Genomic DNA, 11765 nt, shown 5'->3' with positions numbered 1-11765 from the left:
CAAAAGGATTAATAGTGACATTTCTGACATTCGGTACCGCCGATCATTTGGACGGTAACGCTGTCGATCTTCTTATCGTTCATGTCCTTGTGGAAACGCTCGTAGATGCTGTAGAAGCCGTTGTCCTTAAACTGCACTGCAGTGGTGCGGTGACAGTTGACGCACCAGCCCATGCTGAGGGGGGCGAACTGGTGGACTTCATCCATCTTCTGGATTTCGCCGTGACAGGTCTGGCATTGCACCTTACCCGCGTTGGTGTGTTGTGCGTGGCTGAAGAAAACGTGATCCGGAAGGTTATGGATGCGGATCCATTCGATCGGGTGACCCTTCCCGGTGTACTGCCGCGTTTTCGGATCCCAACCGGCGTAAGAGTACAGCTTTTGGATTTCAGACGTGCCGTCTACTTCCGTACCGTCTTCCCGGTACAGCTTGCCTGCCGTACCGCTGTATTCGTTGATGTTCATGTGGCAGTTCATGCACACGTTTACGGAGGGTATGTTGGCGTGCTTGCCCGTGGTCGCGAAGCTATGGCAATATAAACAGCTTATCTGGTTGACGCCGGCGTGCACCTTGTGTGAGTAGAAGATCGGCTGCTCCGGTTGATAGCCCTGCTGACGACCCAGGCCGATCGCGCCTTGCACCAGGTAGTAGCCGCCGATCATAAAGAGGATGACGACCACCAGCGCGATGTACGCCTTGTTCCGGTAGAAGGGAACCGGTTCGCCGCGGCGAACGCCTTCTTTATCGTCGGACAGTTTGCGGAGGTTGCTGTTGACCTGGAGGAGGATCAGGGCGACGACCGCCAGGACCAGCGTCATGATGCCAAAGAGGAGGGAGTTGTTGGAGCCGCCGCCTTCATTTGTCGAAGTCGCCGCGGCGCCGCCGGCCGGCGTGTTCGATTTTCCGGCCTCGGATTTGATATAAGCAAGGATATCGTCGATGTCCTTATCCGAGAAACTCGAAAAGACGTTCATCGATATATTGCTGTACTGTTTGAAAAGGTTTACCGCGTACGGATACCCTTCGGCCAGCACCTGCTTGTTGTTCCGGATCCAGTTGTGCAACATCTTCTTGTCCGGCCAGCGATCCTCGACACCTGCCAGGGCGGGCCCCGTTACCACCTTGTTCACGGCATGGCAGGAACTGCAGTTTGAAAGGAACAAAGCCTTCCCCTTGGAGGCGTCCTGTGCGTGGACTTTGCCGACCAAAAAGAGACCACCAATCAGTAAAGCTGCGAGAGATTTTTTCAGGATAGTACGATCTTGGAACATAAGCGCTTGAATCGTAAAGAATTTGGAATATTTCCGATACGCTGTGCAAAATTAGGGGACGATGTTGACAAACTATTCACATATTTTAAAAAAAATTTATTCAGTATTGACGCGGGTTTCAGCGTTTTTTGGGGCTTTACATAATGAAATAATCGCATCCAACAAATTGCATTTTCCGACGTTTCTGTGACGAATGAACAACCGTTTTATGACGGTTTCCCGACGCTGGCGTGACCGTCAAATGACATAAAAATGACAATTGCCCGTCTCCTACGTCGCCTTTTTTGAGCCGCCAGCATTTTCCCTAGCTTTGCCGCCCATGACCTCCCCCATCCGCCTCGCGCTTTTTGCCTCCGGCTCGGGCACCAACGCCCAAAAAATCATCGAACGCTTCCGTTCACACCCCCGGATCACCGTCGACCTCGTCGTTTGCAATAAACCCGGCGCGGGCGTTTTGGCTATCGCTGCCGCCGCCGGCATCGAGACCCTCCTCATCGACCGCGAACGCTTCTTCCGCGGCGACGCCTACCTCCCCGAGCTCCGCGCCCGGGGTATCGACTGGATCATACTGGCCGGCTTCCTCTGGAAGGTACCCTCCGCCCTGATCGCCGGCTATCCCGCGCACATCCTCAATATCCACCCCGCCCTGCTCCCGAAATACGGCGGTAAGGGCATGTACGGTCACTTTGTCCACGAAGCCGTCGTCGCCGCCCGGGAACCGCAAAGCGGTATCACCATCCACCTGGTCGACGAGCAGTATGACCATGGGGCGCACGTTTTCCAGGCGACCTGCGACTTGTCTCCTTCCGAGACACCCGAGACCCTGGCGGTCAAGATCCAGGCCCTCGAGCACCGTTATTTCCCCGAAGTCATCGAGTGGACGGTGTTGGCGTAGTCATTAATATATAATGGAGTGTACTAGTACGACATCAGCTGCGCCACGCACTCCTCCAGTCGGGCCTTCGCCAGGAACTGTTGTTCGAGTCCGATCCGGAACGGCACCGGCGTGTCCAGGGAGCCGCACCGCATGACCGGCGCGTCCAGCAGCGAAAAGCAGTGCTCCGCGATCCAGGCGGCGACCTCGGCGCCGACCCCGCCGGTGAGGGTGGCTTCGTGGAGGACGAGGACCTTTCCCGTGCGGGAGACGGACGCGCGGATGGCGTCATGGTCCAGTGGAAGGAGCGTCCGGAGGTCCAGCAGGTCGATGGAGACGCCCGGGTGCGCTTGTATGTAATCGAGCGCCCAATGGACGCCGGCGCCATAGGTAATGATGCTGAGGTCCGAGCCGGCCGCCACCTGTCGGGCCTGGCCGATGGGTATGGAAAAATAAGCCTCCGGCAGCTCGCCGCTGACGCTGCGGTAAAGAGCCTTATGCTCGAAGAAAAGGACCGGATTGGGATCATTGATGGCTGCGATCAGCAACCCCTTTGCATCCGCCGGGGTTGAGGGAAAGACCACCTTGAGGCCCGGCACGTGGGTGAACCACGCCTCGGTGCTTTGGGAATGAAAAGGACCCGCCCCGACACCGCCGCCCGTCGGTAGCCGTACCACCACGTCGGCGGGCTGTCCCCAGCGGTAGTGGATCTTTGCGAGGTTGTTGACGATTTGGTTGAAGCCGCACGTGACAAAGTCGGCGAACTGCATTTCCACCATCGACTTGAAGCCTTCGAGGCTAAGGCCCAGCGCAGCTCCCAGGATGGCGCTCTCGCAAAGCGGCGTATTCCGGACTCGCGCCCGCCCAAAAGCCCCGACCAGGCCCTCGGTAATCTTGAAGGCGCCTCCGTATTCCGCGATGTCCTGGCCCATCAGGACCAGCCGCGGGTGCACCTCCATCGACTGGCGGAGGCCTTCGGAGATACCGTCGATAAAGCGCTTCTGCCGGCTCGCGCCTCCCGGCGCGGCTTGTGTGGGCGGCGCAACGTGTGAGGACGGCGCGCCAGGCGCATCCGCGGCCAGGTCTGGCGCTGCCGGGGCGTACACATCCGCGAGCTCCTCCCCGGCGGACGCCACGCGCCCCTCCCCCGAACCCGCCACCCGCAACTCATCCTCGATATACCCGCGGATTTCCCCGCGGATGCGTTCTACCGCGGCTCCGTCGAGCACACCGGAGGAAACCAGGTATTGCTCGAAAGACCCCACCGGGTCCTTCGCCGCCCACTCCTCGAACAAGGCCGGCGGCACGTACCTGGTGCCGCTGGCCTCTTCGTGACCCCGCATCCGGAAGGTCATACACTCCACGAGGTAGGGCTTTTTCTCCCGGATACAATAGTCGCGGACGCCGCGGAGGGTATCCAGTACCGTTAGGATGTTGTTCCCATCGATGGTGACGCCCTCCATCCCATAGCCAAGGGCGCGGTCCGCCAGCCGGGCGCAGCGGTACTGCTCCTGTACCGGGGTGCTCAGGCCGTAGCCGTTGTTCTCCACGACAAAGATGACCGGCAGGTCCCACACGGCCGCGACATTCAGGGCCTCGTGGAAGTCGCCTTCGCTGGTGCCCCCGTCCCCGCAAAAAGCCAGGGAGACCTTTCCTTCGCCAGAAAGGACGTGCGCCAGCGCCGTGCCATCTGCCACCGCCATCTGGGGACCGAGGTGGGAGATCATACCGCAGATATGGTGCGCTCGGCTGCCGAAGTGAAAACTCCTTTCCCGGCCCTGGCTATACCCATCGGGCTGACCTTCCCATTGGCGGAATAATTTCGAAAGGGGCATCTGTCGGGTTGTGAAAACCCCGAGGTTCCGGTGAAGCGGCATGATCCACTCGTCCGCATTCAGCGCCAGGGTTGCGCCCACGGCGATGGCCTCCTGTCCGATCCCGCTAAACCACTTGCTGATCTTGCCCTGGCGCAGCAATATGAGCATCTTCTCCTCGATCATCCGGGGCAACACCAGCGCGCGGTAAATCCCGACGAGAGCCTCGTCCGACAAATCTTTTCGATCAAAATGCATACGCGTCAAATTTTATCGGGGCCGCCCGCCGGGCGTGGCGGCGCTACTCAGATTTATGCTCCTGCTGTTTCTCCAGCCCGTCGAAGAAAGACAGGATAACGGAAAGCAATATACTGAAGACCAGGGCCCACCAGAAATTATTGACCTTGAACCCGTGCACGAAGTAAGCATCGAGCAGGATGATTCCGGCATTGATTACGAACAGGAACAACCCGAAGGTCACCAGGGTAGCGGGAAGGGTGAGGAAAATAAGGATGGGACGGATAAAAGCATTCAACACGGCCAGGACCAGGGCCACTACGATGGCGGTCCAGTAGGTATCGATATGGACTCCCGGGAGCAGGCGCGCCAACCCGAGAATCACGGCCGCCGTGAAGAATATCTTGAGAATGAACTTCACCATGCGGTGAATGTAGCAATAAACATGCTAATCGCCAAAGGATCAGCGCGCCGCGGCGCCCGTGGGCGCGATCACGCCACGCCCGGCGCAAGGCGCAAAGCGGCCCACGGGGCAGATGGTCACACGACTATCAACTCGTAAAACCGCTCCGGCACCAGATACTTCTTTGCCAGCTCCTGCAGCTCCTCCCCCGTGATGGTTTTGATTAGCCGCACCGAATTATAGAAATACTCCTCCCCCAGCCCGTGCAGGATGAGGTTCTTCCATCGGCCGATGATGTGAAAGGGACCGTCCAGGTCGCCCAGCAGCGTCCCGATCATATAATTCCTGACGAGGCTGAGCTCATCGGCGTCAACGGGTTCGTTACGGAGGCGCTCCATTTCAAAATAGATTTCGCGGACGGCGGCCTCGCCGACGTCCCTGCCGGCCTCGGTGGAGATCATCCAGGCGCCCAGGCGCGTATAGGCCTGCAGGAAGCTGTGGATGCCATAGGTATACCCCTTCTCCTCCCTAATATTGCTCATCAGCCGGGAACCGAAGTACCCGCCAAAGATGGTGTTCAGCACCTGTACTTTGGGGAAGTCGGGGTGCTTCTTGTCCGGGAACGGGCTGGCGATCCGGATGGCGCCCTGCATACCGGCCGGATCGTTTATGACCCGCGAAACGCGCTCGGTCGCGGCGTGCACCTCGTACGAAGGCGCCTGCAGCGCGGCGCCTGACACCAGCAAATCGCCAAATGCTCCGGCCAGCAAACCTTCCAGGTCGGACGGAATGCGTCCCGCCACAAATATGCGGCACCGCCCGCGGAGGTAGTGCCGTTCGTAAAAAGAAACGAGCTGTTCCCGCGTCAAAGCCTCATAAGCCTCCCGGCTGCTGAACTTACCATAAGGATGGTCCGCGCCAAAGAGGGATACATCGATCAGCCGGCCGGCGATGAATTCCGGCTTTTTCAGGTTAACCGCCAGCCGCTGGAGCATGTTCTGGCGATAGGTATCGATTTCTTCCTGGGGAAACGTGGATTCGGTCAGCAGGTCCCGGAGGATGGGCAGCAGTTCGGGGAGGTGTTTGGTCATCGAGTGCAGCACCAGGCTGCTTGTCTCGTTATAGCAATTCCGGTTCAGGTACGCCCCGTAGTATTCCAGCTGTTCGTTTATGTCAAAAGCGGTCCGGGTGCGGGTTCCATTCTTCAGGAGGAAGTTGGTGGACGCAGCCACCATGTTCTTATCCTCGAAAGCGTTCCCGGCGTCGAACACCATTTCCACCTGGATCACCTCCTGCGGGCCGGCGTCCACCGCATAGACCTCTATGCCATTGGGCAGCCGGAAGAATTGGTAGGGCTTTAGGGTCAGGGGATAATCGACGGCGTCTTTCAGCGCGGGCGCTTGTTGTCTATTGAGCATGGTAGTAAAGAGTATTGCTGTTCTCCGGGGTAAACACCGCACGCGCCTCTTCCAGGAGGGCCCCGGCGGGGACTTTCCGGTATTTATCGAGCTCCTGGTTCATCAACGAGGCATCCCCGAGCAACTCGTAAAAAGCCAGGCTGGCAGCCCGGTTGGTGATCGACATGTCCTCGAAGGCGATCATGCTTTCGGTCTTGTGCTTGACCTTTTCGAGCTCCCGCCCTTCGACGAGCGACCCGCGGACGGAAGAAAGCACCTCTTCGACGGCGGCCTCCGCCGCTTCCAGGGAAACGCCTTTGACGACCTTACCCTCGATAGTCACCAACCCGGGGTCGATGGTCCCGAAGTGATAGCATTCGATATTGCTGAATAATTTCTTCTCCTTGACCAGCGCCTGGTAGAGCCTGGATGAAGCGCCACCGCCCAGGACTTCGGTCAACAGGTCCATCGCATGGTACCGGGAACTCGAACGGCCGGACATATGCCACGTTTTATAAAACGCATCCAACGGTACGGCGGCCGTCACCGAAGACCGCCGGGCGGAAGTCTGCAATGGCTCCTGCGGAATATCGCGCACATACGGCTTCCCCGATGCAATCGGCCCGAACCATTTTTCGCCCAGCCGCTGAACCTCCGCCGTGGTGACGTTTCCTGCTACGACCAGGACCGCGTTCACCGGCAGGTAGTGCTCGAAAAAGAAGCCGCGCACGTCCTGGAGGGTCGCGTTTTCGATATGACTGAGCTCCTTCCCGATGGTCATCCACCGGTAGGGGTGCACCTTGTAGGACATCTCGCGGAGCTTCATCCAGGCGTCCCCGTAAGGCTTGTTCAGGTAGTGCTCCTTGAACTCCTCGGACACGACTTTACGTTGGACCTCCAGGCTGTCCGGGCTGAAAGCCAGGCTGAGCATACGGTCGCTTTCCAGCCAGAAAGCAGTTTCCAGGTTTTCCGCCGGGAGCTGGAGGTAATAATTGGTCAGGTCGTTGGTGGTATAGGCGTTGTTTTCGCCACCCGCGCGTTGCAGGGGCTCGTCATAGTCCGGGATGTTTACCGATCCCCCGAACATCAGGTGTTCGAAAAGGTGGGCAAAACCCGTTTTGCCCGGATTTTCATCCCGGGCGCCCACGTCATAAAGGACGTTGACCACGGCCATGGGGGTGGACGCGTCTTCGTGCACCAGCACGCGGAGCCCGTTTGACAAGACCAGGCGGTTAAATCGGATCATAGTCCGCAAAGGTAGCCATTTCAGGAGATCTTCTTGATCTTTAGCGAGATCAGTTGGGGCTGCCCGTTTCGGAAGATAATCAGTTTCACCCGGTCCCCGGCGTTTTGGAGGATATTCTTGTATTGCTGGATGTTGTGGGAAAAATTATTGTCCACCGCGAACAGCTCATCCCCCGGTTGTATCCCCGCCTTTTCGGCCGGCGAATTCTTTTGTACGTCGGTGATCATAATCCGGCCCTGGATAAAATAGATGCTCATACCCGTATAGGAGTAGTCGAAGGCATCCTTGTAGTGGTCGTTGGGGTTAAGGTTGATTTCCCGGAAAGGGTAGTTGATGACCAGGTTGAACCGCCGCAGGATGTCGTCGCCGATCAGACCGCCGCGGTCAGGGTATCCGGTCACGTTGTACTCGTCGTCCAGGATATAGGTGGGCACCATCCGGAAAACATACGGGCCGACGTGCAGCGCCTTGACGACGGTCAGCGACATCAGGGCCTTTCCCCCCAAACCCTCTGCTTCTGTCAGGACGGGCCGGTGACGGCGGGATAAGATGGCGCTGTCCTTTATAAAGGCCCGGGAAAGCAGGAAACAGAGCCCCGCGCCGGTGTCGAAATAGAACCGGCTTTCGCAGCGGTGGTCGTCCCGGAGCGTCAGGGTCGCTATCGGGAGCGTGGTAAAATCCGGTCGCATCGTCCAGCTGTTGTGGGGATAGCGGAACCGCCCCGGGCTGTACACCTCCATGTAGAGGCTGTCGCTGTTGATGGAGAGGATGAACTGCCGAAGGAAACTGTACCCGATGATACCGTCGATCTGTACGCCGTAGACCTCCGTCAGGATTTCGTAGTCGTTGGTGTGAAAGTCCAGGTTTTCCACGGTCAGACCCGGCAGGTGGAGCGCCTGGTGATACAGGTAACGGACCGGCTTTATACCCGCGATACCCTTCACCGTTTTATCCGAAAGCTCGGGTATGAGGTGATGCCGGGCGGCCGTGGCGGAGTCCATCGAGATACCCCCGCTCCCGGTGTCCATGATGAAGTTGAGGGTATCGGGAAAGTCGTCCACGGTCGCGCGGACCACCATGATGCCCCCGCTGAACTGCTGAAACGGAAAACGCGTGATAAACTTAGCCGGTGGGAAATCGTCGTTGTAGCGATTTTGGGCCACGGACGGATTAACCACAAGGATGGACAGTAGTGAGCAAAGACAATAAAGCAAAAGCCTTGGCGACATAGCGTTTAAAAGTTACATATTTTTTAACGCTTGCCAAAGGATTATTTCGCGGATGACGCATTAGCTTCAACGGTTGGCCCGAAGAACGTACCTTTACCCAGTAATTTTCATTGTATGCAAACAGCCGAACTGTACCGGAAAGCTCTCGATGGAGGTTTCCTGAGCATCGAGGAAGGCGAGTACCTCTTTCACCATTCCCCGCTCACCGAGCTAATGTCCGTGGCGGATACAATGCGCCGTGAGCGCGTCCCTTCGGGGAAGGTCACCTGGATCATCGACCGCAACATGAATACGACCAACGTATGCATCGCGAATTGCAAGTTCTGTAACTTTTACCGCATACCCGGTCACGCCGACGCCTACATCACCGATATAGAAACCTACAAGCGCAAGATCGAGGAAACCTTCCGTTACGGGGGCGAACAGCTGCTGCTGCAGGGCGGCCACCACCCGGACCTGGGGCTGGCCTACTACACCGGTTTGTTCCGCGAGCTCAAAAAGCTCTTCCCCCGCTTGAAGCTCCATACCCTCGGCCCCCCCGAAGTGGCCCACATCTCCAAACTGGAAAAGATGCACCCCGCCGATGTATTGAAGGCGCTGATCGAAGCCGGGATGGACAGCATGCCCGGTCCCGGGGCGGAAATTCTGGTGGACAGGGTCCGCCGGTTGATTTCAAAGGGAAAGTGCGGCTCCCAGGAATGGCTCGACATCATGCACGAGGCCCACAAGCTGGGATTGACGACTACCGCCACGATGATGTTCGGGCACGTGGAGACGGTACGGGAGCGTTTCGAGCACCTCGTACGGATACGGGAGGTACAGGCCCGGAAACCCGAGGGCGCGAAGGGCTTCGTTGCCTTCATCCCCTGGACCTTCCAGGACGTGGATACCCTCCTGGCCAGGATCAGGGGTGTACACAACCTGACCACGGCGGAGGAGTACATCCGGATGATCGCGCTCAGCCGTATCATGCTCCCCAACATCAACAACATACAGGCCAGCTGGCTGACGGTCGGCAAGGCCACGGCCCAGCTCTGTCTCCACGCCGGCGCCAACGACTTCGGCAGCATCATGATCGAGGAAAACGTGGTCAGCGCTGCGGGTGCGCCGCACCGTTTTACAGCCAAAGGCATACAGGCGGCGATACGGGAGGCGGGTTTCGAACCCCAGCTCAGGACCCAACAGTATGAATTCCGACCCATGCCGGAGTTCATGGAAGAGCAGGTCATAAACTATTAAGATGTCATTCCTTACCGCAGAATGGAGGTACCTCGCCATGGCGAACTACGTCGTAGACCCCGGGTTACTCACGCCATTCCTGCCGGCTGGAACCGAGCTCGATTATTGGGAGGGGCTCACGTACGTCAGCCTAGTTGGTTTTCTTTTCATCAACACCCGTCTGCGGGGGATGCGGGTGCCCTATCACTCCAACTTCGAAGAGGTCAACCTGCGGATGTACGTGCGGCACGGTGAGAAGAGGGGGGTCGTTTTCATCAGCGAGATCGTCCCACTGCCCACACTGGCCTTCGTCGCCAACCAGGCTTATCAGGAGCACTACCGGAGTATGCCCATGCGCCACGACATACACCGGACCGAGGAGGCGCTCACGGTACAATATGAATGGAAGAACGGCGGCTGGAACTCGTTCTGCGTGGTGACGGACCCGGAGCCCCGCGACCAGGATGCGGCGGGGCTCAACGCCTTTATAACCGAGCATTATTTTGGATACACCCGGATGAATGCCTACAAAACCGGCGAGTATCCGGTCGAACATCCCGTGTGGAAAACCTACCCCGTACAAAGTTTTGAGATAAAGGTGGACTTCGGCGGTTTATACGGCGCCCCCTTTGCCTTCCTGGAGGGACGCAAGCCGGACTCGATCCTACTGGCCGAGGGCTCCCCCATCAGCGTGGGGGCTAAGCGGGTGATAAAAAATCCCTGAACCAGTACCCGGAATCCTTGATCGTGCGGAGCTGGGTCGCGTGGTCCAGGTAGACCAGCCCAAAACGCGCCTTGTAGCCCTCCGACCACTCGAAGTTGTCCGTGAGCGTCCAGACGAAATACCCGGTTACGTTCACGCCTTCCTCCCTCACCTTTTGTACGGCGCGCAGATACTCCTTGAAAAAGGCGATCCTTTCCTCGTCTCTTACCCGCCCCCCGACTACGGCGTCCTTGAACGCCGCCCCATTTTCGGTCACCATGATTTCCTTTACGGCTCCATACTTCCAGAAGCGCCGCAGGATGTTCGCCAGACCATCCCCATTGATCTCCCAACCCATCGCCGTGCGGGGGACCCGCCGGTAATAAGGCTTTACCTCGGAGGCCTGCACCATTGGTATTAGCCGGTTGAAGCGGACTACCACCGGGAAATAGTTCTGGAGCCCGATATAGTCGAACTGGAAGGGCATGCGCTCGGTATACTTCCAGGACTTGTTGTACAACTCCAACCGCTCGATCAGGCGGAACGATTCCGAGGGGTAACCCTTTCCCAGCGCGGGTTCTACAAACAGACGGTTGAGCAGGATATCCACCCGGGCGGCGGCTTGTACGTCTTCCGTCCGGTTAGTATACGGGACCACCTCGGAGCATGAAAAGGTCGTGCCTATCCGGGCGTTGGGCACCAGGTCGCGAAGGATGCGACCACCCTGCGACTGCGCCAGGACGGCGTTGTGGACGGCGGGAAAAAAATTATCCAGCCCGGTGAGCCCGGGCGCGTGCCGTCCCAGCATATATCCCAGCGCTGTAAATGCCGCCGGCTCATTGAGCACGATCCAGTTCTTCACCTTGTCGCCGAATTCCTCCGCGCAAAGCGTTACAAAACGCGGGAACCAGCGCATCATCTTGAAGCTGGTCCACCCGCCCTCCTTTTGCAACGCGAGCGGGAGGTCCCAGTGATAAATGGTCACGAACGGTTCCAGCCCCAGCCGGAGACATTCGTCGATGACGTCGTGGTAATAACGCAACCCGTCCTTGTTGGGCCGGCCGCTCCCGTCGGGCAAGACCCTGGACCAGGAGATCGAGAACCGGAAGCTGTTGAATCCAAGGGCCTTGGTGAGCAACAGGTCCTCTTTGTAGCGGTGGTAGAAGTCACACGCTACGAAGGGCTTTCCGCCTCCGCGGATGGTGCCTTGCCGGCGCGCATAGGCGTCCCAGATAGACAAACCGCGTCCGCCCTCGTTATAGGCGCCTTCGTTCTGCGCGGCCGCGATAGCCACCCCCCAGGCAAAGTCCTTTCCAAATGATTTTACGGTGAGGGGTTTCAGCGGTTCATTCGCCATCCCGCAAAGCTGCGTA

General features: G+C 58.3%; 10 protein-coding genes. 3 read left to right on the top strand and 7 right to left on the bottom strand.

The window, feature by feature from the left end:
• Positions 1-8 precede the first annotated feature (8 nt).
• Complete coding sequence (locus VL547_RS23465; RefSeq protein WP_325582619.1) at positions 9-1208, bottom strand: c-type cytochrome; 1200 nt, start codon at positions 1206-1208, stop codon at positions 9-11.
• A 382-nt stretch (positions 1209-1590) separates the two neighbouring features.
• Here VL547_RS23465 and VL547_RS23460 point away from each other — a divergent pair, with 382 nt between their 5' ends.
• Positions 1591-2166: a formyltransferase family protein gene (locus tag VL547_RS23460; protein WP_325582617.1), complete on the top strand. Its 576-nt coding sequence runs from the start codon at positions 1591-1593 to the stop codon at positions 2164-2166.
• A 23-nt stretch (positions 2167-2189) separates the two neighbouring features.
• Here the strand turns inward: VL547_RS23460 and VL547_RS23455 are convergent, their stop codons facing one another.
• From VL547_RS23455 to VL547_RS23435, 5 genes are all read right to left on the bottom strand, one after another.
• Positions 2190-4217 (bottom strand): alpha-ketoacid dehydrogenase subunit alpha/beta, encoded by a 2028-nt coding sequence (locus tag VL547_RS23455; RefSeq protein ID WP_325582615.1) that lies wholly within the window; start codon positions 4215-4217, stop codon positions 2190-2192.
• Between the two features lie 43 nt (positions 4218-4260).
• Entirely contained in the window at positions 4261-4620 is a 360-nt protein-coding gene (locus tag VL547_RS23450; RefSeq protein WP_325582613.1) for a phage holin family protein, read from the bottom strand.
• 116 nt (positions 4621-4736) lie between these two features.
• The gene (locus VL547_RS23445) at positions 4737-6017 is read right to left on the bottom strand and encodes a pitrilysin family protein (RefSeq protein WP_325582611.1); all 1281 of its coding nucleotides are present in this window, start codon (positions 6015-6017) and stop codon (positions 4737-4739) included.
• Complete coding sequence (locus VL547_RS23440; protein WP_325582609.1) at positions 6007-7242, bottom strand: pitrilysin family protein; 1236 nt, start codon at positions 7240-7242, stop codon at positions 6007-6009. The genes VL547_RS23445 and VL547_RS23440 overlap by 11 nt, the downstream gene beginning before the upstream one ends.
• Positions 7243-7262: 20 nt before the next feature.
• Entirely contained in the window at positions 7263-8471 is a 1209-nt protein-coding gene (locus tag VL547_RS23435) for an aspartyl protease family protein (RefSeq protein ID WP_325582607.1), read from the bottom strand.
• Between the two features lie 114 nt (positions 8472-8585).
• On the opposite strand from VL547_RS23435, the gene mqnC reads away from it, so the two are divergent.
• Positions 8586-9710: a cyclic dehypoxanthinyl futalosine synthase gene (gene mqnC / locus VL547_RS23430; protein WP_325582605.1), complete on the top strand. Its 1125-nt coding sequence runs from the start codon at positions 8586-8588 to the stop codon at positions 9708-9710.
• A 1-nt stretch (position 9711) separates the two neighbouring features.
• On the top strand, positions 9712-10413 hold the full coding sequence (locus VL547_RS23425; protein WP_325582603.1) for a DUF2071 domain-containing protein: 702 nt from the start codon (positions 9712-9714) through the stop codon (positions 10411-10413).
• Here VL547_RS23425 and VL547_RS23420 read toward each other — a convergent pair.
• Positions 10388-11749: a GH1 family beta-glucosidase gene (locus VL547_RS23420; RefSeq protein ID WP_325582601.1), complete on the bottom strand. Its 1362-nt coding sequence runs from the start codon at positions 11747-11749 to the stop codon at positions 10388-10390. The two genes, VL547_RS23425 and VL547_RS23420, sit on opposite strands and share 26 nt — an antisense overlap.
• Between the last annotated feature and the right edge of the window lie 16 nt (positions 11750-11765).

Origin of the sequence: Dinghuibacter sp. (assembly GCF_035492835.1) — a bacterium.
GTDB lineage: Bacteria > Bacteroidota > Bacteroidia > Chitinophagales > Chitinophagaceae > Dinghuibacter.
Note: the sequence above shows the minus strand (reverse complement) of the source record. Positions and strands in the feature narration are given on the sequence as shown.